The organism is Pseudonocardia sp. ZF1, from assembly GCF_056835605.1.
In genome coordinates this window covers 3,398,919-3,423,887 of sequence record NZ_JAJNBY010000001.1, presented here as the reverse complement: position 1 = coordinate 3,423,887, position 24,969 = coordinate 3,398,919, and the positions used below count along the sequence as shown (strand labels likewise).

General features: G+C 76.7%; 9 protein-coding genes. 4 read left to right on the top strand and 5 right to left on the bottom strand.

Features of this window, described 5'->3' with window-relative positions:
- Positions 1 to 31: 31 nt before the first annotated feature.
- A complete protein-coding gene (locus tag ZF1_RS16525; protein WP_062395825.1) occupies positions 32 to 244 on the top strand; it encodes an MbtH family protein in 213 nt (70 codons plus the stop codon).
- A 48-nt stretch (positions 245 to 292) separates the two neighbouring features.
- Complete coding sequence (locus ZF1_RS16520) at positions 293 to 15,397, top strand: amino acid adenylation domain-containing protein (protein ID WP_482637709.1); 15,105 nt, start codon at positions 293 to 295, stop codon at positions 15,395 to 15,397.
- 67 nt (positions 15,398 to 15,464) lie between these two features.
- Here the strand turns inward: ZF1_RS16520 and ZF1_RS16515 are convergent, their stop codons facing one another.
- The 3 genes from ZF1_RS16515 to ZF1_RS16505 form a co-directional block, all read right to left on the bottom strand.
- Positions 15,465 to 16,505: an ABC transporter substrate-binding protein gene (locus tag ZF1_RS16515; RefSeq protein ID WP_073574557.1), complete on the bottom strand. Its 1,041-nt coding sequence runs from the start codon at positions 16,503 to 16,505 to the stop codon at positions 15,465 to 15,467.
- A gap of 108 nt (positions 16,506 to 16,613) precedes the next feature.
- Positions 16,614 to 18,410 carry an ABC transporter ATP-binding protein gene (locus tag ZF1_RS16510; protein ID WP_337825988.1) on the bottom strand — a complete coding sequence of 599 codons (1,797 nt, stop codon included), beginning with the start codon at positions 18,408 to 18,410 and terminating at the stop codon, positions 16,614 to 16,616.
- On the bottom strand, positions 18,407 to 20,149 hold the full coding sequence (locus ZF1_RS16505; RefSeq protein WP_482637708.1) for an ABC transporter transmembrane domain-containing protein: 1,743 nt from the start codon (positions 20,147 to 20,149) through the stop codon (positions 18,407 to 18,409). Before ZF1_RS16505 ends, ZF1_RS16510 begins: the two co-directional genes overlap by 4 nt.
- A gap of 124 nt (positions 20,150 to 20,273) precedes the next feature.
- On the opposite strand from ZF1_RS16505, the gene ZF1_RS16500 reads away from it, so the two are divergent.
- Positions 20,274 to 21,212 carry a methionyl-tRNA formyltransferase gene (locus tag ZF1_RS16500; protein ID WP_073574560.1) on the top strand — a complete coding sequence of 313 codons (939 nt, stop codon included), beginning with the start codon at positions 20,274 to 20,276 and terminating at the stop codon, positions 21,210 to 21,212.
- Positions 21,212 to 22,426, top strand: a complete 1,215-nt coding sequence (locus tag ZF1_RS16495) for a GNAT family N-acetyltransferase (protein WP_482637707.1) — start codon at positions 21,212 to 21,214, stop codon at positions 22,424 to 22,426. The genes ZF1_RS16500 and ZF1_RS16495 overlap by 1 nt, the downstream gene beginning before the upstream one ends.
- A 3-nt stretch (positions 22,427 to 22,429) precedes the next feature.
- Here the strand turns inward: ZF1_RS16495 and ZF1_RS16490 are convergent, their stop codons facing one another.
- Both ZF1_RS16490 and ZF1_RS16485 read right to left on the bottom strand, forming a co-directional pair.
- Positions 22,430 to 23,830: a uracil-xanthine permease family protein gene (locus tag ZF1_RS16490; protein WP_482637706.1), complete on the bottom strand. Its 1,401-nt coding sequence runs from the start codon at positions 23,828 to 23,830 to the stop codon at positions 22,430 to 22,432.
- Between the two features lie 128 nt (positions 23,831 to 23,958).
- A complete protein-coding gene (locus ZF1_RS16485; RefSeq protein WP_179762542.1) occupies positions 23,959 to 24,948 on the bottom strand; it encodes an ABC transporter substrate-binding protein in 990 nt (329 codons plus the stop codon).
- Between the last annotated feature and the right edge of the window lie 21 nt (positions 24,949 to 24,969).

The following is a 24,969-nucleotide window of genomic DNA, read 5'->3' as shown; positions in this document are numbered from 1 at the left end:
CCCACCCGTTCCGCCGATCCCAGGGAGAGCCATGTCCACGAACCCCTTCGACGACCCCGAGGGCAGCTTCTACGCGCTGGTCAACGACGAGGGCCAGTACTCGCTGTGGCCCGCGTTCGCCGAGGTCCCCGCCGGCTGGACGGTCGAGCACGGGCCGGCCGACAAGCCGTCGTGCCTGTCCTTCGTCGAGACGCACTGGACCGACCTGCGGCCGCGCAGCCTGCGCGAACGCGCTGCCGGCTGACCCGTCCCACACCGCCCGTCCCGCATCACCACCCCTGGAGCGCCTCCCGTGACCCGCACGCTGCCGTCCCCGTCCGACCCGCGCCCGGGACCCCTGCCGGACGGTGCGCTCGCGACCTGGCCGGAGCTGTTCGCCCGGCAGGTCGCGGCCACGCCGGACGCCGTGGCGGTGCAGTGCGGCTCGGGGGAGCGCCGCGAGCAGCTCACCTACGCCGGGCTCGACGAGCGGGCGGGGCGCCTCGCGTCGGTGCTGCGCGGGCGCGGCGCGGGACCGGAGGGGCTGGTCGCGCTCGCCGTACCGCGCGGGGTGGACCTCGTCGTCGCGCAGGTGGCGATCCTGCGTGCGGGCGCGGCGTACCTGCCGGTCGACCCGGACCAGCCGCCGGCGCGGACCGCGCTGGTGCTCGACGACGCCCGCCCGGCCGTCGTGCTGAGCACGGCCGGTGTCGCCGCCGAGCTGCCGCTGCCCGACGGGACCCCGACCGTGCTGCTCGACGACGACGCCGACCGGGCGGCGATCGCCGCCGCCCCGGTCGCCCCGGTGCCCGACGTCGACGTCCTCGGCGCCGCCTACGTCATCCACACCTCCGGCTCCACCGGGCGGCCCAAGGGCGTCGTGCTGACCCACAGCGGTGTCACCCAGCTCGTCGCCACCCAGACCGAGCGGCTCGGGCTCGGCGCGGACGACCGGATCCTCGGGTTCGCCTCGACCGGCTTCGACGTCGCGTTCTGGGAGCTGTGCATGGCACTGCTCTCCGGCGGGCGGCTGGTCGTGGTGCCCTCGGAGCTGCGGCTGCCGGTGCCCGAGCTGGCCGACTACGCCCACGAGCACGCGGTGACGGTGATGGTGCTCCCGCCCGCGCTGCTCGCCGCGCTGGGCCCGGACGTCACGCTGCCCCCGGCGACCCTGCTCGCCGGTACCGAGCGGGTGTCCCCGGAGCTGGTCGCGCGCTGGGCACGGGGCCGGACGATGTTCAACGCCTACGGTCCGACCGAGGTCACCGTCAACTCCACGCTGGGCCGGTGCGACCCGGCGCGGACCGGGCCGGTGGTGCCGATCGGGGTCGCCGACCCGATGACCGACGCGTACGTGCTGGGCCCCGACCTGGCCCCGGTCCCGGACGGCGAGCAGGGCGAGCTCTACCTCGGCGGCCCCGGTCTGGCCCGGGGCTACCTGAACAAGCCGGGCCTGACCGCGGAGCGGTTCGTCGCCGACCCGTTCGGGCCCGCGGGCGGGCGGCTCTACCGCACCGGCGACCTCGTGCGCGTCGACGAGCGCGGCGAGCTCGAGTTCCTGGGCCGCGTCGACGACCAGCTCAAGGTCCGCGGCTACCGGATCGAGCCCGGCGAGATCGAGTCGGCGCTGCGGGCCCACCCCCACGTCGCCGAGGCCGTCGTCGGCGTGCACGAGGCCGCGCCGGGGGACCGGCGTCTCACCGCGTGGGTCGTCCCCGCGACCGCCGGGGACACCCCCGCCGACGACGGTGCCGAGCGCGTCGCCGACTGGCGCGACGTCCACGAGCTGCTCTACGCCGCCACCTCCGCCGACGACGGCGACCCCACCGGCTACGAGGGCGGCTTCGCCGGCTGGAACTCCACCTACGACGGCACCCCCATCCCGCGCGCGGACATGCAGGCCTGGCGCGACGCCACCGTCGCCCGGATCCGCGAGCTCGGCCCCGGCCGGGTCCTGGAGCTCGGCGTGGGCAACGGCCTGCTGCTCGCGGAGCTGGCCCCGGACTGTCCCCGCTACGTCGGCACCGACGTGTCCGCCGAGGCCGTCGCCGCGCTGTCGCGGTGGGTCGCGACCCGCCCCGAGCTGCACGGGCGCGTCGAGCTGGCCCCCGCCGCCGCCCACGAGCTCGACGGCATCACCGGTCCCTTCGACACCATTGTGATCAACTCCGTCGCCCAGTACTTCCCGGGCCCGGAGTACCTGACCGACGTGCTGACCCGGGCCGCGGCGCTGCTCGCCCCGGGCGGCGCGATCGTCGTCGGCGACGTCCGGCACGCCGGGCTGCTGCGCACCTTCCGCGCCGGGGTCGTCGCCGCCCGGCGGCCCGACGCCGAGCCCGCCGAGCTGCGCCGCGCCCTCGACGGCGCCGTCGCCTGGGAGGGCGAGCTGCTCTGCGCGCCGCGGTTCTTCACCGCCCTCGACGGGTTCGACGCGAGCAGCATCCGGATCAAGCGGGCCCGCGCGCACGACGAGCTCTCGCGCTACCGCTACGACGTCGTGCTCCGGCCCGGCGCCGCCGCGCGGCCCGATCCCGCGACCGCGCCGCTCGTCCTCGACTGGGAGGCGGTCGGGGCCGACCCGGCCGCGCTCACCGACGCCCTGCGTGCCGCGCTGGGCGCCGGGCCCGGCCCGGCGGGCGACAGCGGCCCGGCCGCGGGCCGCGACGGTGACGGCGCGGCCCGTGCCGGCGCGGACGTGGTGCGCGTGGTCGGGGTCCCCGACCTGCGATCGGCCGCCGACCGCGCCACCCGCGCCCGCATCGACGGCGAGCCCGAACCGCCCGCCGGCGCCGACCCCGAGGAGCTGCTGGCCCTCGGCGAGTCCCTCGGCTACACGGCCGAGGGCACCTGGGGCACCGGGGCGACGGTCGAGCTGCTGTTCTCCCGGCCCGGCGTCGACCCCGGCCCACTGCACCGCGCGAGCACGGACCCGACCGGCCCCGCGTTCCACCGCCCGGCCCCGTTCCGGGACGTCGACGCCCTGGTCGGCGCCCTGCGCGAGCACCTGCGCGACCGGCTCCCGGACTGGATGGTGCCCGCCGCCGTCGTCCCGCTGCCGTCGGTGCCGGTACTGGCCAACGGCAAGACCGACCGGGCCGCGCTGCCCGCCCCCGACCTGTCCGCGCAGGTCCGCGGCACCCGTCCCGGCACACCACGCGAGGCGCTGCTCTGCGACCTCGTGTCGGAGGTCCTCGGGGTGCCCGGCTTCGGCGTCGACGACGACTTCTTCGCCCTCGGCGGCGACTCGGTCCTGTCGATCCGGCTGGTCGTGCGGGCCCGCGAGTCCGGCCTGCTGGTCACCCCGCGGCAGGTATTCACCCACCGCACCGTCGCCGAGCTCGCGCCGCTCGTGACCGAGCACCACGCCGTCGCCGCGCCCACCGGGCCCGACACGACCGTCCTCGACGACGCCGCGGCCGCCGTGCTCGGCCCCGTCACCCTCGCCGGGCCGGTGTCCCCGCTGCAGGAGGGCTTCTTCTTCCACGCCGCGCTCGACCCGGCCGACACCTCCTACGTCGTGCAGGAGGTCCTCGACCTGCCCGCCGACGTCGACCCGGGCACCCTGCGCGCCGCGCTGTCCGACCTGCTCGACCGGCACCCGCAGCTGCGTGCCGGGTTCGCCCAGCGCGCCGACGGCCGCGTCGTCCAGGGCGTCGCCGACCGCGTCACGCTGCCGTGGACCGAGCACGACGTGCGCGGCACCGACCCGGCCGCCGTGCTCGACGCCGAGCGGGCCCGCCCGTTCGACCTCGCCCGCCCGCCGCTGCTGCGCGCCGCGCTGCTGCACGACGACGGCCGCACCCGCCTCGCCCTGACCTTCCAGCACGCCGTCCTCGACGGGTGGTCGGTGGCGCTGCTGGTCACCGAGCTGGAGCAGGCCCACGCCGCCCGGGCCGCCGGCACCCCGCAGGACCCCGGCGGGCCGCGCGCCCGCGCCGAACAGCGGCTGCGCGCCTGGTTCGACCACCTCACCGCCCTCGACACCGGCGACGCCCGGGCGGCCGCCCGCGCCGTGTGGGACGCGGAGCTCGCCGGCGCCGAACCGGTCCGGCTGCTCGACGCCCTCCCCGCCCCGCGGACCCGCCCGGACGGCGGGGACCGGCCGCACGCCCAGCGCGCACTGGCCCTCGACGCCGGCGCGACCGCCGCCCTCGACCGCGCCGCCCGCGCCCGCGGCGTCACCCCGTCGACGGTGCTGCACACCGCCTGGGCCCTCACCGTCGGCGCGCTCACCGGCAGCCGGGACGTGCTCGTCGGCAGCACCGTGTCCGGCCGCGACGCCGCCGTCGACGGCATCGGCGAGGCCGTCGGGCTGTTCGTCAACACCGTCCCGGTGCGGATGCGCTGGGCACCCGGAGAGCCGCCGGCCGCGCCGCTGCGCCGGATGCAGGACGGCCGCACCGCCGTCCTCGACCACCCGCAGGTCCGGCTCGCGGAGCTGCAGCGCGGCCGCGGGGAGCTGTTCGACTCCATCGTGGTGATCGAGAACTACGCCGCGGAGCAGACCGCGAACGGCCTGGTCACCGGGGTGGAGGTGCGCGACGCGGTGCACTACCCGCTCGCGCTGGTCGTGCGGCCGGGCCGGGAGACCTCCGTCGTGCTCAAGCACGACACCGCCCGCGTCGACGACGCCACCGCGGGCCTGCTGCTCGAGATGTTCGAGCGCACCCTGACCGCGCTGGTCACCGGCCCGCAGCGCACGATCGCCGCGCTGCCGCTGCGCACCCGTCCCGAGCAGGGTGTGCACGGCCCCGAGCGGGCCGCCGACCCGCGGACCCTGGCCCGCCGGGTCGCCGACGGGCTGGCCGCCGACCCCGGCCGCACCGCCGTCGTCGCACCGGACGGGACGCTCACCGCCGCCGAGCTGGACCGCCGCTCGGCCGCGCTGGCCGGGGCGCTGCGCGAGCGCGGTGCCGGACCGGGCAGCGTCGTCGGGATCGCCGTGCCGCGCTCGACCGAGCTGATGGTCGCGCTGCTCGGCGTCGTCCGCGCCGGGGCGGCGTACCTGCCGCTGGACCCGGAGCATCCGGCGGAGCGGATCGCGTTCACCGCCGCCGACGCGGGCGTCGACACCGTGCTGGTGCCCGCGGGCACCGACCCGCTGCCCGACCTGCCCGGGGTGCGCCGCCTCGCCGTCGCCGAGCTCGCCGACGGCCCGGTGCCCGCCGCGCTGCCCGACCCGGACCCCGACGACGCCGCCTACCTGATCTACACCTCCGGCTCGACCGGGCGGCCCAAGGGCGTCGTGGTCAGCCACCGCGCCATCGGCAACCGGCTCGACTGGATGCAGGACGCGTACCCGCTCACCGCCGACGACCGGGTGCTGCAGAAGACCCCCGCCGGGTTCGACGTGTCGGTGTGGGAGTTCTTCTGGGCCCCCTCGACCGGCGCGACCGTGGTGCTCGCCGCCCCCGGCGGGCACCGCGACCCCGAGTACCTGGCGCGGCTGGTCCGCGACGAGCGGATCACCACGCTGCACTTCGTGCCCTCGATGCTGGAGGGCTTCCTCGCCGCCGAGCAGGTCGTCGCCGACCCGCGGTGGGCGGCCACGCTGCGGCGGGTGTTCTGCTCCGGCGAGGCGCTGTCCGCGGCCGCGGCCCGGCGCTGGCACGCGCTGACCGGGGTGGCGCTGCACAACCTCTACGGGCCCACCGAGGCCGCCGTCGACGTCACCGCGCACACCGTCGCCGCCGACCCGGGCGCCGTCGTCCCGATCGGCGTGCCGGTCGCGAACACCCGCACCCACGTCCTGGACGCCTGCCTGCGCCCGGTCCCCGACGGGGTCCCCGGCGAGCTGTACCTCGGCGGCGTGCAGCTGGCGCGGGGCTACCACGCCCGCCCCGGGCTGACCGCGGACCGCTTCGTCGCCGACCCGCTCGGCGCGCCGGGGGAGCGGCTCTACCGCACCGGCGACGTCGTGCGCCGCGTCGACGGCGAGCTGGTCTACCTCGGCCGCTCCGACGGCCAGGTGAAGATCCGCGGGCAGCGCATCGAGCCGGGTGAGGTCGAGGCGGTGCTCGCCGCGACCGACGGGGTCGGCCGCGCGGCGGTCGTCGTCCGCCGGGACGGGCCGTCCCCGTCGCTGGTCGGCTACGTCGTGCCCGCCGCCGGCGCCGCTCCCGACGGCGACGGGCTGTGCGCCGCGCTGGCCCGGGTGCTGCCCGAGGCCATGGTGCCCGCCGCGGTCGTCGTGCTGGAGCAGATGCCGCTGACCCCCAACGGCAAGCTCGACCAGGCCGCGCTGCCCGCCCCGGACGTCGCCGCGGGCGGGTCGCACCGCGAGCCCGCCACCGAGGTCGAACGCGTGCTGTGCGCGGCGTTCGCCGAGGTCCTGGGCCGCGACCGGGTCGGCCCCGACGACGACTTCCTCGCCCTCGGCGGGGACTCCATCACCTCCATCGCGGTGTCCTCGCGGGCGCGACGGGCCGGGCTGGACGTCGGGCCCGGCGACGTGCTGGCCGGGCGCACCCCGGCCGCCGTCGCCGGTCGGGCCGGGACGGCCGCCGAGCCGGTACCGCCGCTGCCCGACCCCGACCCGGCCGTCCTCGCCCGGGTGCGGGAGATCGCCGGCGACGACGTCGAACGGGTCTGGCCGCTGTCCCCGCTGCAGGAGGGCCTCTACTTCCACGCCACCCTCGACGGCACCGCGGGCACCGTCACCGCAGCCGGTGACGCCTACACCGTGCAGGAGACCGTCGAGCTCGACCACGAGATCGACCTCGACCGGCTGCGCGACGCGGTGACCGCGATGCTGCGCCGCCACCCCACGCTGCGTGCCGGGTTCACCGCCGACGGCCTCGACGGGCCGGTGCAGTTCATCGCCGCCGACCCGGCCCCGCCGGTCCGTCTGGTGCACACCGGTTCGCAGGCGGAACGGGACCGGCTCACCGCCGCCGACCGGACCGCGCCGTTCGACCTGAGCGCCCCGCCGCTGTTCCGGATCACCGTGCTGCGCGGCGACGGCCGCGACCGGCTGCTGATCCACCGCCACCTGCTGATCTGGGACGGCTGGTCGGCCTGGTTGTTCCTGGAGGGGCTGTTCGACACCTACGCCGGGTCGCCGCCCCCGGCTCCCGGCGGCGGCTACGACGACCTGCTGGCCTGGATCGCCGCCCGCGACCCGGAGCCCGGCCGGGCCGCCTGGCGGGACGCACTCGCCGGGCTCGACGAGCCCACCCTCACCGCGCCGGTCCCCGCCGCGGGCCCGCGGGAGGTCGCCGAGACCCACCTCGCCCTCGACGCGGACACCTCGGCGCGGCTGCGGGAGCTGGCCCGCGTCACCGCGGTCACCCCCAACACCGTGCTCTCCACGGTCTGGGCGCTGGCCCTGGCCGCCGGCACCGGCCGCGACGACGTCGTGTTCGGCACCTCGGTCGCCGGGCGGCCCGCGACCGTGCCCGACGTGGAGAACGTGATCGGGCTGTTCCTCAACACCGTGCCCGCCCGGGTCGCGTTGCGCCCCGGCGAGACCGGCGCGCAGCTGCTCGCCCGGGTGCAGGCCGAGCGGGTCGCGCTGCTGGGGCACGAGACCGTCGGGCTGGGGGAGATCCAGCAGGTCTCCGGGCACCGGACGCTGTTCGACACGCTGTTCGTCTACCGCCCCGAGGGCGGTGAGCAGCGGGTCGCCGACCTCGGCGCCCGGCACGGCATCACCGACCTGACCAGCACCGACACCACGCACTACGCCCTGACCCTCGCGGTCACCCCCGGCGAGCGGTTCCGGCTGACCCTGTCGCACACCGTCGGGGAGCGGTCCGCGGCCCGCTGGGTCGAGCGGGTGCGCCGCGTCCTGCACGGTCTGCTCGACGCCCCCGACTCCCCGGTCGCGCGGATCGACCCGCTCGGCGACGACGAGCGCACCGAGGTCGAGGCGCACCGCACCGGGCGCCGGGTCGACACCGGCACCGCGACGGTCGCCGACCTGCTCGCCGACCGGGCCGCGCTCGCCCACGACGACCTCGCCGTCGTCGCCGGGGACGTGCGGCTCACCTACGCCGAGCTGGACGCGGCGGTGAACCGCACCGCGCGGCTGCTGCGCGCCCGCGGCGCCGGGCCCGAGACCGTCGTCGCGCTGGGGCTGCCGCGCTCCGCCGAGACCGTCGTCGCGCTGTTCGCGGTGCTGCGCGCGGGCGCGGCGTACCTGCCGCTGGAGCTGGACCACCCCGCGGCCCGGCTGGTCGAGACCCTGCGCGACGCCCGCCCGGTCGCGGTGCTCACCACGACCGCGGTCGCCCCGGCCCTGGCTGACGCCGGTGTGCCCACGGTCGCGCTGGACGACCCGGCCGTCGCGGCCGAGCGCGCCGCACTGGACCCCGGCCCGATCCCCGACGCCGAGCTGGGCAGCTTCGCCCGCGAGAACCCGGCACGGCTCGACCTGCCCGCCTACGTCATCTACACCTCCGGCTCCACCGGGCGGCCCAAGGGCGTCGTCACCCCGTACCGGGGGCTGACGAACATGCAGCTGAACCACCGCCGCGAGATCTTCGACCCGGTGGTCGCCGAGGTCCGCGCCCGCCGCGGGCCCGACGCCCGGCTGCGGGTCGCGCACACCGTGTCCTTCGCGTTCGACATGAGCTGGGAGGAGCTGCTCTGGCTGGTCGAGGGGCACGAGGTGCACGTGGCCGATGAGGAGCTGCGCCGCGACGCGCACCGGCTGGTGTCCTACTGCGACACCCACGAGGTCGACGTCGTCAACGTGACCCCGACCTACGCCGCGGCGCTGCTGGAGACCGGGCTGCTCGCCCGGCGCCCGATGCCGCTGGTGCTGCTCGGCGGCGAGGCCGTGTCCGACGCCGTCTGGTCGACCCTGCGCGATGCCGACGGCGTGCTCGGCTACAACCTCTACGGCCCCACCGAGTACACGATCAACACCCTCGGCACCGGGACCGCGGACTCGGCCACCCCGGCGGTCGGGAAGCCGATCAGCAACACCGTCGCGCACGTCCTGGACCCGTGGCTGCGCCCGGTGCCCGACGGCGTCGCCGGTGAGCTGTACATCGCCGGCGACGGCCTGGCCCGCGGCTACCTCGACCGGTTCGCGCTGACCGCCGAGCGGTTCGTCGCCGACCCGTGGAGCCCGGGCGGGCGGATGTACCGCACCGGTGACCTGGTCCGGCGCCGCCCCGGCACCGGCGGGCTGCTCGACTTCCTGGGCCGCACCGACGACCAGGTGAAGATCCGCGGGCACCGCGTCGAGCCCGGAGAGGTCACCGCCCGCCTCGACCGGCACCCGCTGGTGTCGCGCTCGGCGGTCGTCCCGGTCCCCGCCCCGGACGGCGGGTCGCTCCGGCTGGTCGGCTACGTCGTCCCCGCCGCCCCCGACGAGGCCGACCGCGCGGCCACCGCCGCCGGCGCCGTCGACGAGTGGCGCGCGATCTACTCCGAGGAGTACTCCCGGATCCCGGTCGCGGTATCCACCGAGGACTACGCCGGCTGGGACTCCTCCTACACCGGCGATCCCATCCCGTTCGCGCAGATGTCGCAGTGGCGGGCCGCGACCGTCGACCTGATCCGGGCACTGAGTCCGCAGCGGGTGCTGGAGATCGGGGTGGGCACCGGGCTGCTGCTCGGCCCGCTCGCCCCCGAGGTCACCGAGTACCGCGGCACCGACCTCGCCGAGCCGGTGATCACCGCGCTGCGCACCGCGCTCGCCGACGACCCGGCCCGCTACGGCCACGTCGAGCTCGACACCCGGCCCGCCGACGACCTGTCCGGGCTGCCGCGGGGCCACTTCGACACCGTCGTGATCAACTCGGTGGTGCAGTACTTCCCCGACGCCGGCTACCTGGAGCGGGTCCTCACCGGCGCCGCGGAGCTGCTCGCCCCCGGTGGCCGGATCGTCGTCGGGGACGTGCGCCGCCCGGACACGCTGCACGCGTTCCACACCGCGATCGCCCGGACCCGGCTCGGCGACGGGGCCGACCCCGCCGCGGTCGACGCCGCGGCGGAGCGGTCGCTGGCCCTGGAGAAGGAGCTGCTGCTCGCCCCGGCGTTCTTCGACCGGGTCGCGGCCGGTCTCGGCGCGGAGGTCGCGGTGCGCGCCAAGCGCGGCGACGCCCACAACGAGCTGACCCGCCACCGCTACGACGTCGAGCTGCACCTGCCCGGCGCCGACGTGCGCCGCGCCGACCCGGCCCGCACCCTGCGCTGGGGCACCGACCTGTCCTCGCTCGACGACCTCGACCGGCTGCTCGCCGACGCCGGGACCACCGGCCTGCGCCTCACCGGCGTCCCGGACGTGCGGCTCGCGACCGAGCAGGGCCGCCCGGCCGACGATCCGGAGCCCGACGCGCTGCGCGCCCTCGCCGCCCGGCACGGCCGCGACGCCGAGCCGACCTGGTCCCCGGACGGGCCCGGCGTGCTCGACGTCGTGCTCGTGGGGGCCGATCCGGCGGGCCGTCCGCTGGTCGGGCTGCACCGCGCCGGGGACCCGGCGGCGCCCGAGGCGACCGACCCGGCCGCGGCCCGGTTCGCCGCCGAGCTGGTCCCGGTGCTGCGCGAGGACCTGCGGGCAGCCCTGCCCGACCACCTCGTGCCGTCGGCGTTCGTGCTGCTCGACGAGCTGCCGCTGACCGCCAACGGCAAGCTCGACACCCGCGCGCTGCCCGTCCCCGACGCCCGCGCCGCCGCGGCGCCGTCGCGGGCCCCGGAGACCGCGACCGAGCAGGCCCTCTGCACGGTGTTCGCCGAGGTCCTCGGCCTCGACGAGGTCGGCGTGGACGACGACTTCTTCGACCTCGGCGGGCACTCGCTGCTCGCCACCCGGATCGTCGCCCGGCTGCGCACCGCGCTCGGGGCCGAGGTGTCGATCCGCGACCTGTTCACCGAGCCGACACCGGCCCGGCTCGCCGCCCACCTCGACGCCGGTGACGCGGCCGGCGCCGAGCGTGGTCCTGCCCGCCCCGTGCTGTCGCCGCGGCCCCGCCCGGAGCCGCTGCCCGCGTCGTCGGCGCAGCACCGGCTCTGGGTCCTCGACCGGCTCGACGCCGACGCGGGCCGCGACAGCGCCTACCACTTCCCGATCACCTTCCGGCTGGCCGGAGCCCTGGACGCCGACGCACTGGAGCAGGCGCTACACGACGTCGTCGCCCGCCACGAGTCGCTGCGCACCCTGCTCGTCGACGGGGGCGACGGCGTCCCGGTCCAGGTGGTCGTCGACGCCGCGGCGGCCCGGGTGCCGTTCGTGCGCCGCACCGTCGACGCCGCCGCCACCCCGGCGGAGGTGGCGGCGGAGATCCGGCGCCCGTTCGACCTGGGATCGGACGTGCCGGTCCGGGCGCTGCTGCTCACCGAGTCCGACACCGGCGAGCACGTGCTGGTCCTCGTGCTCCACCACGTCACCACCGACGAGTGGTCCGACCGGCCGTTCCTGGCCGACCTCGCGACCGCCTACGCGGCCCGGTCCGCGGGCCGCGCGCCCCGCCTCACCCCGCTGCCGGTGCAGTACGCCGACCACACCCTGTGGCTGCGGGAGCTGCTCGGCGACCCGGCCGACCCGTCGTCGGTCGCGGGCCGCCAGCTCGGGTTCTGGACCCGCACCCTGGCCGGGCTGCCCGAGCGCCTGGACCTGCCGACCGACCGGCCCGAGCCGGCGTCGCCGACGATGGCGGGCGACGCGGTCGACGTGCCGATCGACCCCGCGCTCGGCGCCGAGCTGCGCCGCACGGCGCGCGCCGCCGGTGCGAGCACCTTCATGCTCGCCCGGGCCGCGGTCGCGGTCCTGCTGCACCGCCTCGGCGCCGGCGACGACATCCCGCTGGGCGCCCCCGTCGCCGGCCGCGCGGACCAGGCACTGGAGGACGTCGTCGGGTTCTTCGTCAACACCCTGGTGCTGCGCACCGACCTGTCCGGCGACCCCGGGTTCACCGAGGTCCTGGACCGGGTCCGGGCCGCCGACCTGGAGGCGTTCGCGCACGCCGACGTGCCCTTCGAGTCGGTGGTGCGCGCGGTCAACCCGGACCGCAGCGCCGACACCACCCCGCTGTTCCAGGTGATGGTGGTGCACCGCGCCGGTGGCACCGCCCGCGAGTCGGGCCTGGTCCTGCCCGGTGTCACCGTCGGCGAGCAGCCGCAGCCGCCCGCCCGCGCCCAGTTCGACCTGGTCGTCGAATTCCGCGACGGCGGGCCGGAGGAACCGCTGGGGGTGCGGCTGCTGTACCGCACCGAGCTGTTCGACGCCGCGACCGTGCACGCGCTGGGGGAGCGGCTGACCACGGTGCTGCGCGCCGTCGTGGCCGACCCGCGGCGCCCGGTCCGCCGGATCGACGTCGCCGCGGCCGGGGAGGCCGAACGGGCCCGCCGCGCCCTCGACGGCGGCCCGGTCCCGGCCGCCCGCACGATGTGGGAGATGGTCGCCGGCTCCGTCGCCGACCGGCCCACCGCGGTCGCCGTCGCCGACGAGCACCGCGAGCTCGACTACGCCGGGCTCGACGTCGAGACCGCCGCTCTGGCCCGCGAGCTGCGCGCCCGCGGCGTCGGCCCGGAGACCGTCGTCGGGGTCGCGGTGCCGCGGTCGGTCGAGATGGTCGTCGCGGTGCTGGCGGTGCTGCGCGCCGGTGGCGCGTTCCTGCCGCTGGACCTCAACCTGCCCGCCGAGCGGCTGGAGTACCTGCTCACCGACTCCGGCACCCGGCTGGTCGTGACGACCGGCGACGCCGCGGCCCTGCTGCCCGCCGTCGACGGCGTCACCCACCTCGTCCCGGCGCCTCCGGAGCCGGGCCCGGCCCCGGCGGACCCGCCCACCGACCCGGCGGGCGCCGCCTACGTCATCTACACCTCCGGCTCGACCGGACGCCCGAAGGGCGCGGTCCTGCCGCACGCCGGCATCGGCGAGCTGCTGGAGCTGGCCCGCGACCGGATGCGGCTCACCGAGGACTCCCGGGTCCTGCAGTTCTCCGCGCCCGGCTTCGACGTGCTCGTGTTCGAGCTGTGCATGGCGCTGTGCTCCGGGGCCCGGCTCGTCGTCGCCCCGGAGCGGCTGCGCGGCCGCGACGCCGACCCGTCCGAGCTGACCGGGTTCTTCGCCGAGCAGCGGCTCACGCACCTGATCCTGCCGCCGTCGCTGATCACCGCGCTGCCGCCGGAGGCGTCGCTCCCGGCCGGGTCGACGGTGCTCGCCGGGACCGAGGCCGTCCCGCCGGACCTGATCGACCGCTGGGGCGCGCACCTGGACCTGCACGTCGCCTACGGGCTCACCGAGGCCACCGTGAACTCCACGCTGTGGCACTCGCGGCCGGGCACCGCGTTCCGGTCACCGATCGGGCGCCCCGACCCGGGCGTGCGGACCTACGTCCTCGACGACGCCCTCACCCCCGTCCCGCCCGGCGTCCCCGGCGAGCTGTACGTGGCCGGGGCCGGGCTGGCCCGCGGCTACCTGGGGCGCACCGCCCTCACCGCGGACCGCTTCGTGGCCTGCCCGTTCGGGGAGCCGGGCACCCGGATGTACCGCACCGGCGACCGCGTCCGGCTGCGCTTCGACGACGGCGCCGAGCACCCCGACCGCGAGCCGGTCCTGGAGTTCCTCGGCCGTTCCGACGACCAGGTCTCGATCCGTGGCTACCGGATCGAGCCCGGCGAGATCGAGGCCGTCCTGGCCGCGCACCCGGACGTCGCGCAGGCCGCGGTCGTCGTACGACGGCGGGGCCCGGTCACCCGGCTCGACGCCTACGTCGTCCCGGCGGGCGGCGGCACCGCGGTGCCCGCCGGCCTCGCCGAGCACCTGCGCGGGCGGCTGCCCGAGCACATGGTCCCGGCGCACCTCGTCGCGCTCGACGGGCCGCTGCCGCGCACCCCGAACGGGAAGGTCGACAAGCGGGCGCTGCCCGAGCCCGCCCCCGCGACCGGGAGCGGCCGGGAGCCCGCCGAGGGTCCGGAACGGGTGCTGGCCGGGCTGGTCGCCGAGCTGGTGGCCGTCGACCGGGTCGGCGCCGACGACGACTTCTTCGCCCTCGGCGGGGACTCGATCATCGCGATCCGGCTGGTGTCCGCGGCCCGCGCGGCCGGGCTGGCGCTCACCCCGCGCCAGGTGTTCCGGCAGCGCACGGTCGCCGGGCTGGCCACCGTCGCCGAGCCGGTCGCGCACGACCACACCCACGACGACGGCGTCGGGCCGGTCGGGTCCACCCCGATCCTGGACTGGCTCACCGAGGTCGACCCGCACGCGCCCGGCTACAACCAGTCGGTGCTGGTGCGCACGCCGGCCGGGCTGACCGGGCCGGTGCTGCGCCGCGCCCTGGGCGCGCTGCTCGCCACGCACGGCATGCTCCGCGCCCGGCGCACCGCCGACGGCCTGGAGATCCCGGCCGCGGTGCCCGGCCCGGTGCTGCGGGAGGTGCCGGTCAGCGCGGCGAACACCGCCGACCAGGTGCGCGAGCAGCTGGGGGAGGAGGCACTCGCCGCGCGCGACCGGCTCGACCCCGGCTCCGGCACGATGCTGTCGGCGGTCTGGTTCGACGCCGGACCGGACGCCCCCGGCCGCCTGTTGCTGGTGGTGGCCCACGTCGCCGTGGACTGGGTGTCGTGGCGGATCCTGCTCGACGATCTCGCCGGTGCCGTCGCCGCCCAGGACGCGGGGCGCGAGCCGTCGCCGCCGCCGGTCCCGGTGTCCTACCGCGCCTGGGCGTCGATGCTCGCCGCCGAGGCCGCCCGCCCGCAGCGGGTCGCCGAGACCGGCCGGTGGCGGTCGGTCCTGGCCGGACCGCGGGTGGCACTGCCGCTGGCGACGCCCTTCGACCCGGACCGCGACCGGCACGGCACCAACCGGGTGCATCCGGTGGAGCTGCCCGCGGACCTGTCGGCCGCCGTCCTCGCCGCCGGTGCGGACCGGGCACTGGCCGCCGGGCTCGGGATCGCCGTCGCCGGCCTCGCGCGCCACCACGGCGCCCCCGCCGAGGGGGTCGTGCCGCTCGCGATGGAGGGACACGGCCGGGAGGAGGAGGCCGTCGCGGCGCGACCGGACCTGTCCCGCACCGTCGGCTGGTTCACCGCGATCCGGCCGGTCGCGGTCGACCCGCGCGGACCCGCCGGGCAGGTGCGCGACCGGCTGGTCGCCGACCTCGACGGCGAGCCCGACCACGGCATCGGATTCGGCCTGCTGCGCCACCTGAACCCCGACACCGCCGCGGAGCTCGCGCCGCTTCCGCTGCCCGAGATCGAGTTCAACTACCTGGGCCGGTTCGACCGGCGCGCCCCGCGCGACTGGGGCTTCGCCGACGAGGACGACGTCCTCGACGTCGCCGTCGAGCCGGACATGCGTCAGCGGTTCCCGCTGACCGTGATCGCCCGTACCGTCGACGGCGTGGACGGACCCCGGGTGCACGCCGACCTGATCCACCCGGTGGCGGTGTTCGACGACGCCGTCGTCGCCGACCTCGGCCGGCGGTGGGGTGCGGCGCTGCGCGAGGTGACCGGGCAGGGCTGAGCACGACGGAGGGGGCCGGTCGCGGTGCGACCGGCCCCCTCTCGTGTGCGCGGGGTGCGCCCCGGGGTCAGCCCTGGGTGGCGGGGAGCGCCTCGAGCTCCGGCACCAGCTTGTCGATCGCGTACGGCAGGCTGAGCACGCTGCCGTAGCTCAGCGCGGCGGGCAGCGGCTCGGTGCGGTCGGAGCTGAGCATCCACAGCACCCGGCCCTGCTGGACGGCGTCGAGCCTGCTGAACTCCGGACGCGCCTGGATCTCGGCCTTCGCGGCCTCGGTCGGGGCGAGCACGAGCAGCTTGTCGACGTCGAACTCGCCGGCCTGCTCCGGGCTCAGCTGCGCCTCGCTCGTCCCGGCCGCGGCCCGGGTGATCGCCTCGGGGGCGCGGAAGCCGAGCTGGGCGAGCAGGTCGGCCTTGATGTCGCCACCGGCGAACGCGAAGTAGTTCGGGGTGTCGTAGGAGACCGCGACGGCGGTCTGCTGCGCCCAGTCGGGGTGCGCGGCCTTGGCGTCGGCGATCTTCTTCTCGGTCGCGGCGATCAGTTCGTCGCCCTGCTGCTCACGGCCGACGGCCCTGGTGATCTCCCGGGTCATGACCTGCCAGGACGCGGTGTAGTCCTCGAAGCCCTTCGGCTGCGCGACCGTCGGCGCGATCCGGGAGACCTGGTCGTACTGCTCCTGGGTCATGCCCGAGTACGACGCGATGATCAGGTCCGGCTGGAGCGCCGCGATCTTCTCCAGCTGGTACTCCTCGCGGACGCCGACGACCTCGGGGGTCTGCCCGGCGAAGCCCTGCTCCTGCCACAGCCACGTGTTACCGGCCGGGGGCTGGGTGAACCAGTCGACGATGCCGACCGGCGCGATCCCGACGGCGAGCAGCGCGTCCGGGTCGGTGTAGCCCAGGGTCACGACCCGCTCGGGCTCGGCGGTGATCTCGGTGGAGCCGTACTTGTGCTCGACGGTCACCGGGAAGGTGCCGGACGCGGCCGGGGCCGCGGGGGCCTCGGCGCCGCCGCCCGACGGCGCCGACGAGCACCCGGCGAGGACGAGGACACCGAGCAGGGCGACGAGCAGTGGACGGAACCGTCCCCTGGACGGTGAGGCGTGAGGCATGACGTTCCTGTTCTCTCGACCCGGGACGACGGGGCCGTCGTTGCCCGGTGATCCGATGTGGCAGTTGAGGCTTACCTAAGTCCCAGGCCAGGTCAAGAGATCCTTACCTCAGTCGCCGGTACGCCGGACGGACTCACCGCGCAGACCCGTCCAGGCCTGCCACAGCTGGGCGAAGCGGCCGCCGGAGGCGACCAGCTCGGCGTGCGTGCCGGTCTCCGCGGTCCGCCCGCCCTCGAGCACCAGCACGAGGTCGGCGTCGGCGACCTGGCTGAGCCGGTGCGCCACGACGACGGCCGTGCGGCCGGCCAGCGCGGCGTCGGCGGCGCGTTCCAGCTCCGCCGCGCCGGCGCTGCCGGCCTCGGCGGTCGCCTCGTCGAGGATCACCACCGGCGGGTCGGCCAGCACCAGCCGGGCCAGCGCGAGCTGCTGGGACTGCACCACGGTCAGCGCGTGCCCGGTGTCCCCGACGACGGTCTCCAGCCCGTCGGGCAGCCGGTCCACCCAGGGCGCCGCGCCGACCGTGGCCAGGGCGGCGCGCAGGTCGTCGTCGGTGGCGTCCGGGCGGGCCAGGCGCAGGTCCTCGGCGAGCGGCCCGGCGAACACGTGCACCTCCTGGGTCACCAGGACCACCGGCGGCCGCCCGCCGCGCTGGTCGATGCGTTCCAGCGGCACGCCGCCGATCTCGACCGATCCGGCGTCCGGGGTGTGCATCCCGGCGACGAGCTTGGCCAGCGTGGACTTGCCCGCCCCGCTGGTCCCGACCAGCGCGACCCGGGCGCCGGGCGCCAGGTCGAGGTCCACCCCGGACAGTGCCGGGTGGCCGTCGACGTAGGAGTGGGTCAGGCCGCGCACCCGCACCCGCGCGTCGGCGGGCACCGCCGGGTCCGCGGGCGGGGCGGGCGGGTCGATCTCGGCGACGCCGACGATGCGCCGCAACCCGGCGACCGCGGACTGGGCGGCGTCGAGCTGGAACAGCATGATGTTGATCGGCGTGAACAGGTTGATGAAGTACAGCGCCGCCGCGCTCGCCGTACCGATCGTCGTGCTGCCGCTGCCGACCAGCACGAACCCGGCGACCAGCACGCCGCTCAGACCGAGGACCTCACCGGCGTTGAGCCGGCCGAAGAAGCGGGTCTGCAGCACCACGAGCCGCTGCCCGATCCCGGCGACGGCCTCGGCGCGGGCACGGACCCGGTCCAGGTGGTCGTCGGTGAGGCGGAACGCGCGCACCGTGCTCACCCCGGCCGCGGTGTCGAGCAGTTGCTGCTGCTGGGCCCCGCCCGCGATGCGCTCGTCGTCGTAGAGCGGGCCGGAGTGACGCAGGAACCAGCGGGCGGTGACCACCTGGATCGGCACCGCCAGCAGCGCGCCGAGCAGGAACCGCCAGTCCAGCGCGGCGAGCGCGACCAGGGTCAGGCCGATGATCAGTGCGGCCCTGGCGAACTCGGGCAGCGCCTCGCGCACCGCCTCGCCGACGACCTTGACGTCGTCGGTGACGCGCGCGGTGAGGTCACCGGATCCGGCCTGCTCCAGGGTGTCCAGCGGCAGGTCCAGCGCGCGGGCGACGAAGCGCTCCCGCAGCCGGGCCAGCATCGTCTCCCCGACCCGGGCGATCAGCGCGATCCCGGCGAAGGCGAGCACACCCTGGACGACCGCGACCCCGGCCAGCGCGGCGACCGGCGCGGTCAGCGCCGACGGCGCCGCCCCGCGGGCGGCGAGGTCGACGATCCGGCCCAGCAGCGGTGCCGCCACCAGGCTCACCGCCGACCCGGCGACCAGCGCGACGAGGGCGGCGACGGCCGTCCCGCGGCGCGGCCGGAGCAGCTCGCCGAGGACGGCGCGGGTGCGGCGCCCGTCGGCGACGGGCAGCAGACGGGGTCCGGACGGCTCGGTCCCGGTGGTCATCCGGTCACCACCCTGCGGTAGTCGGTGTCGTCGGTCATCAGCTCGGTGTGCGTCGCGTCCGCGACGACCCGGCCGTCGCGCAGCACCACCACGCGGTCGGTGACCGCGAGGAGCGCCGGGCTGGTGGTGAGGAGCACGGTCGTGCGGCCGGTGCGGTGCTCGCGCAGCCGGGCCGCGATCTCGGTCTCGGTGACGGCGTCGACGGCGGTCGTGGGGTCGTGCAGCACCAGGACCGGGGGATCGGCGGCCAGCGCCCTGGCCAGTGCGACCCGCTGGCGCTGCCCGCCCGACAGTGAGCTGCCGCGCGAGGTCACCGGGGTGTCCGCGCCCTGCGGGAGGGCCTCGACGGCCTGGTCGGCGCGGGCCGCGGCCATCGCCGCGACCGTCGCGGACCCCGCGGCGCCGTCGCGGGTCGCGGCGGTGACGTTGTCCAGGACGGTGCCGGTGAACAGGTGCGCGTCGTGCGCCGCGACCAGCAGCGTGGACCGGGTGGCGGCCGGGGCGAGGTCGTCGACGCCGGTGCCGCCGAGCAGGATCCGCCCTTCCTCGGGTGCGATGTCGCGGGCCAGGCAGCGGGCGAGTGCGGTCGCCGCGGACGGGTCGCGGGCGACCACGCCGAGCAGCTGACCGGCGGGCACCTGCAGGTCGAGGCCGTCGAGCGGGCCGTGCCGCAGCCCGGTGACCGCCAGCGCGGCGACGGGGTCGGTGGGGTCGGCGGTGGGGCCGGCATCGCGGCCGTCGTGGCCGGGGCCGACGGCGGGCGGCGCGGAAAGGATCTCGGCGATCCGCCCGGCCGAGGCCCGCGCCTGGGCGAAGCGCGCCCCGGCGATGCCGAGGGTCTGCAGCGGCCCGACGAGGAACTGGGCGAGCCCGACCGCGGAGACCAGGTTGCCGACGGTGATGGACCCGTCGAGGGCGAGCAGGCCGCCCACGAGCGCGATGACCGCGAGGAACAGGCCGTTCGCGAGCTGGACGGTGCCGAGGAAACCGGCCTCGGCGCGGGTCGCCCGCAGCGTGGCGCCCAGCGCGGTGCGGCTGCTGGCCGCGTACTGCTCGGCCGCGGCGGGCCCGGCGCCCAGTCCCTTGAGGACGCGGATCCCGGACACCAGGTCGGCTGCGGTGCCCGCCGCGCGTGCGGCCCGCTCCTGCTCGGCGCCGCTGCGCCGCTCCAGCGGCCGGCCGACCCGGCCGATCAGCCACAGCAGCGGCGGGGTGCCGAGCAGGATGAGCAGGCCCAGGGGGAGCGAGATCCGCAGCAGCGCGACGGCGGCGACGACGAGCGCCGCCGCCGCGGCCGCCGCCGTCGGGATCCAGAAGTTCATCACCGCGACCCGCTTGGCGTCGGCGACGGCGATCGAGGTGACCGAGCCGGGCAGCCTGCCGGTCTCGGCGCCGCCCCGGTGGTCCAGCAGCCGCGCCGCCACACGGGTGCGGAGCCCGGCGTCGGCACGCAGGTCGGCGTGCAGGGCCTGCCGCGCGCCGAACCGGTAGCTGTAGGACAGCATCGCGAAGTCCGCGGCCAGTACCAGCAGCCAGATCACCAGGCTGCCGACGTCGCCGGTCGCGACCGCGCGGTCGATCACCACGCCCACCAGGACCGGTACCAGCGCCTCACCCACCTGGTGCCCGCAGAGCAGGACGGTGGCCGCGGCGACCCGGCCGCGGAACGACCTGATCGTGCTGCGGACCACCTCGCGTGCGGTGACCCGTGCGTCACCGGTGCCCCTGTGCTCGGTCATGAAGAGAGGCTAACCTCACCAGCGCGTGGCGATCATGAGGGCGGGGTGTGTCTCGCCGCTCCCCGGTCGGCGCACCGGTCGCCGCCCGTCATCGGGTCCCGTCCCAGGAGGAGGTCGACACCTCGTGCGTGTCGTGTTGTTCGGATACCAGAAGTGGGGAGCCCGGCTGCTCGCCGACCTGCTGGACTCGCGGCACGAGGTGGTGCTCGTCGTCAGCCACCCGGAGGAGGGCGAGCCGTCCCCGGTGATCTTCCAGGAGTCGCTCGGTGACCTGGCCCGTGAGCACGGGATCCCGGTGCTCTACCGGGAGAAGGCCGTGGACGCCGAGCTGGTCACCGCGATCACCGGGTCCGGTGCCGAGATCGGGGTGGCCTGCAACTGGCGCACCTGGATCTCCCCGCAGGTGTTCTCCGCCCCGCCCCGCGGGACGGTCAACACCCACGACTCGCTGCTCCCGCGCTACGCCGGGTTCTCCCCGCTGAACTGGGCGCTGATCAACGGCGAGAGCCAGGTGGGCGTGACCGCGCACTGGATGGACGCCGAGCTCGACCGCGGCCCGATCATCTGCCAGCGCACGGTGCCGGTCACCCCGACCGACACCACCGAGGACCTGTTCGAGCGCACCGTGCTCCTGTTCGGACCGCTCGCGCTCGAGGCGTTCGACCGGGTCGAGCACGGTCCGCACGAGTGGCTCACCCAGGACCCGGCGCACGCGTCGTTCTTCCACAAGCGGGCCGACGAGGACAACCGCATCCCCTGGGACCGTCCGGCGGCCGACCTGGTCAACCTGGTGCGCGCGCAGACCGGGCCGTACCCGAACGCCTGGTGCCTGCACGACGGGGCGCGGCTGCGGGTGCTGGAGGCGACCGTGTCGCGGGAGCGCTGCGGCGGGACCAACGGGCGGATCTTCGCCCGCGAGGGGAGCGGGGTGGTCGTCGTCGCCGGGCCGGACGCCTGGCGTGGCGGCCAGTACGGCCTGGTCCTGCAGCGGGTCAAGGACGCCGACGGGGTCGAGCACGTCGCCGGCGACCACTTCCGCCGCATGGGGGGTTACCTGACCTGATGACTCCCGACGCCCGCCGGGAACGGATCCTGCGACACGCCCTCCTCGACATCGGCGCCGATCCGGCGCCGGGTCCGCTGGTCCTGCCGTTGCCCGCGGTGGGGATGGACGTCGTCGCCGAGGTCGAGCACGCCTCGCCGGTCGGCCTGCACCGGTTCTCCCGGATCGCCCTGGCCACGACCGACGGTGCCGTCGACCCCCACCCGGGTCCCGACGAGCTGGCCGCCGCGCTGCGTACCGAGCTCGCCGCCCGCGGCGGCCCCGGACCGCTGCCGCCGGGTCCGGTCCCGGCGGCCGCCGACGGTCCCGCCCCGGAACAGGGGCCGGCCGGCGGCCCGCCGGAGCCCGTCGGTGGCACCGACCCGTTGGCGGTCGCGCTGGCCCTGCTGCACCACGAGGCGGGTCGCGTCTCCGACGCCGACCTGACCGACCGGGTACTGGTGTCGGGCCTGCTGCCGCTGGTCGGGGCAACCGGCCCGGCGGCTCGGCCGGAGTGCTCGGAGCTCACCGCGCTGGCCGAGCGGCTCGCCGAGGCCCGTGACGCCGAGCGCCCCGGCCGGGTGCGGCGGCTGCTGCACCAGTGGCTGACCGCGGCACACCTGTGGCGTCGCCCGGTCCTGCACCCGGCCCGGTGGCACCGCACGCCGAACCCGCTGCTGCGGGCGGGTGCGCCGGCGGTGACCGACCCGCCGGTGCCCGGCCGCGCGGGGGAGTACCTGCTGCGTCCGGCCCGTCCGCACGGCGCCGACCTGCGCACCGTCGGGGACTGGATGCGCAGGCCCGAGATGGTGCGCTTCTTCGGTCAGCCCTGGCCCGACGAGCGCTGGGCTCGTGAGCTGGACGGCCACGGCGCCGGGTCGGGTACCGCCGCCGTGCTCGTGGAGCCCGCCGGCGACCCGGCCGCCGGACCGATCGCGTACCTGGAGATCTACCGCCCGGTGCGGCACGCGCTGTCCCGCGCGTTCCCGGTCGGCCCGGGCGACGTCGGCGTGCACGTCTGCGTCGGTGCCGCGCACCGGCGTGGCACCGGTGGCGCGCTGCTCGCCGCGGTCGCCGACGCGCTGACCGCCGCGGGGTGCCCGCGGGTGCTCGCCGAGCCCGACGCCCGCAACACCGCCGCGCGGGGGGCGTTCGGCCGGGCCGGGTTCGACGAGGCCGAGCGGATCGCGCTGCCGCACAAGGACGCCGTCGTCATGGTGCGCACGGCGGCCTGAGCCTCAGCCGAGCGGCCCGCCGTCCCCGGAGGGACGCCGGTCGGCGGGGAGCAGCGCGTGCAGGGCGTGGTAGCCGACGAGCACCACGATCGTGCCCAGCGCGATCCCGGACAGCTCGAACCCGCCCACCGACAGGCTCGCCCCGCCGATGCCGATGATCAGCCCGGCGGACAGCGGCACCAGGTTCGCGGCGTGGGCCAGGTCGACCCCGTTGCGGATCCAGATGGCCGCCCCGAGCAGCCCGACCATGCCGTAGAGGACCACGGTGAGCCCGCCGAGCACCCCGCCCGGCACCGCGACGATCAGCGCCCCGAACTTCGGGCAGAACCCCAGCAGCACCGCGACGGCCGCGGCCACCCAGTACGCGGCGGTGGAGTAGACCCGGGTCGCGGCCATCACGCCGATGTTCTCCGCGTAGGTCGTGGTGGGGGAGCCGCCGACCAGGCCGGCCAGCGTGGTGCCCGCGCCGTCCGCGGCCAGCGCCCGGCCCAGGTACGGGTCGAGGCGCTCGCCGGTCATCCCCTCGACGGCCTTGACGTGCCCGGCGTTCTCCGCGACCAGCGCGATCACCGAGGGCAGCACGAGGAGCGCGAAGGCGAACGAGAACGTCGGCCAGTGCCAGCCGGCGATCTCCATGCCGTCCGGTCCGGTCTGGGTGGCGGGCGGCAGCCCCACCCAGTCCGCGGACCCGACCCCGGACAGGTCGACCCGCATCCGGGTGCCGACGTCCCCGTTCGCGTCGGGCGCGGTGATCGGACCGGTCGTGGCGTCGAGCAGCAGCGAGAAGGCGAACCCGGCGACCAGGCCGATCAGCACCCCGATCCGGCCCCAGAACCCCGGCAGCAGTACCGCGGCGGCGATCACCACGACCATCGTCACCAGCGCGGCCCACTGGTCCTGTGGCCAGTAGACGGTCGAGGCGACCCCGGCGAGGTTGAACCCGATCAGCATGACGACGGCGCCGGTCACCGCGGGTGGCAGCAGCCGGGACACGACGCGGGCGCCGACCAGGTGCACGACCAGGCCGACCAGCAGCAGGACCACCCCGGCGACGACGATCGCGCCGGTCACGGCCGCGGAGTCCCCGCCCTGGGCGCGGATCGCCGCGACCCCGCCGACGAACGACGCCGAGGACCCCAGGTAGCTGGGGATCCGGCCGTGGGTCATCAGCAGGAACAGCGCGGTCGCGACGCCGGACATCAGGATCGCGATGTTCGGGTTCAGTCCCATGAGGACCGGGAAGACGAACGTCGCCCCGAACATCGCGATCACGTGCTGGCCGCCGAGGCCGACGGTGCGCGGCCAGGACAGCCGCTCCTGCGGGCCCACGACCTCGCCGGGCGGCGGGGCCTTGCCGCCGTGCACCACGGTCCAGCCGCGCCGTCGTTCCCGCGTCGAAGTCACCGAGCCCCCTCACCGTGGCCCGCCGCCCTGACGGGGCCGCGATCACAGTCGTCGGCGCGGCGGGGCGGGACAAGGGGTTGCGCGCACCGGTGACGTGACGTTCACGGCACCGGTGCGCGGGCGCCGGCTCAGCTGCCGGGGGCCCTGCCCTGCAGCGCCGCGTCGAGCTGCGGCGCGACGGTGTCGATGGCGTAGGGCAGCGACAGCGGGCTGGAGTAGCCCAGCGCGGCGGCGAACTCGGTCTCGAACGGCCCGAGGTAGGCGACCCGGCCCTGCTGGACCGCCGGGATCGCGCGGAACACCGGGTCGGCCTCGGACTCGGCGCGCGAACGGCCCAGCACCACGAGCACGTCGCTGTCGAGGTCGCCCTGGCGCTCCAGCGAGAGGGTCTGCGAGTCCGGCCGGACGGTGAAGCCGAGGCCGGCGAAGATCTGGGCGCGCAGGTCGTCGGTGCCCATGTCGTAGGGGACGCCCTCGATGAAGAAGTCCATCTTCAGGTTCGTGCCCGCGAAGTCGGGGTGGGCCGCCTTGGCCTCGTCGAACTCGGCGCGGGTCGCGGCGATGACCTGCTCGGCCTGCTCGGTGCGCCCGGTGGCCTGCCCGGTGATGCGGGTCTGCTCCTCCCAGCCCGCGGCGTTCGTGCCGTCGGGGGTGCCCTGGGCGACGGTCGGCGCGATCTGCGACAGCGCGGTGTAGGTCGCCTGGTCCATGAAGGAGTAGACGCCGAGGATCAGGTCGGGCTGGAGTGCGGCGACCTGCTCGACCGGGATCTGGGACCCGGTCAGCAGCTGCGGCTGCGTCCCGCCGAGTGCCTCCTGCGCCCAGGGGCGCTTCGCGTAGTCGTAGTCGCCGATGTTCTCGCGGACCCCGACCGGCTTCACGCCGAGGGCGAGGGCGAAGTCGGCGTCGTTGAAGCCGACGGTCACGACCCGCTGCGGCGCGGCGGGGATCGTCGTCTGCCCGAAGGCGTGGGTGAGGGTGACCGGGAACGCCCCGGTGGGGGCGTCGTCGGCGGGGGCGGGCTGTGCCGCGTCGCCGGAGCCCCCGGAGGAGCAGCCGGCGAGTGCCAGCAACAGGACCACGCACGCGGCGAGCGCGCGGAGCAGGGGTCGGGGCATGGAGGCGGTCCTTTCGACGGG

Coding starts and splice junctions, on each gene's coding strand:
- ZF1_RS16525 (WP_062395825.1), top strand. CDS start 32: ATGTCCACGAACCCCTTCGACGACCCCGAGGGCAGCTTCTACGCGCTG.
- ZF1_RS16515 (WP_073574557.1), bottom strand. CDS start 16,505: ATGCCTCACGCCTCACCGTCCAGGGGACGGTTCCGTCCACTGCTCGTC.
- ZF1_RS16510 (WP_337825988.1), bottom strand. CDS start 18,410: ATGACCACCGGGACCGAGCCGTCCGGACCCCGTCTGCTGCCCGTCGCC.
- ZF1_RS16505 (WP_482637708.1), bottom strand. CDS start 20,149: ATGACCGAGCACAGGGGCACCGGTGACGCACGGGTCACCGCACGCGAG.
- ZF1_RS16495 (WP_482637707.1), top strand. CDS start 21,212: ATGACTCCCGACGCCCGCCGGGAACGGATCCTGCGACACGCCCTCCTC.
- ZF1_RS16485 (WP_179762542.1), bottom strand. CDS start 24,948: ATGCCCCGACCCCTGCTCCGCGCGCTCGCCGCGTGCGTGGTCCTGTTG.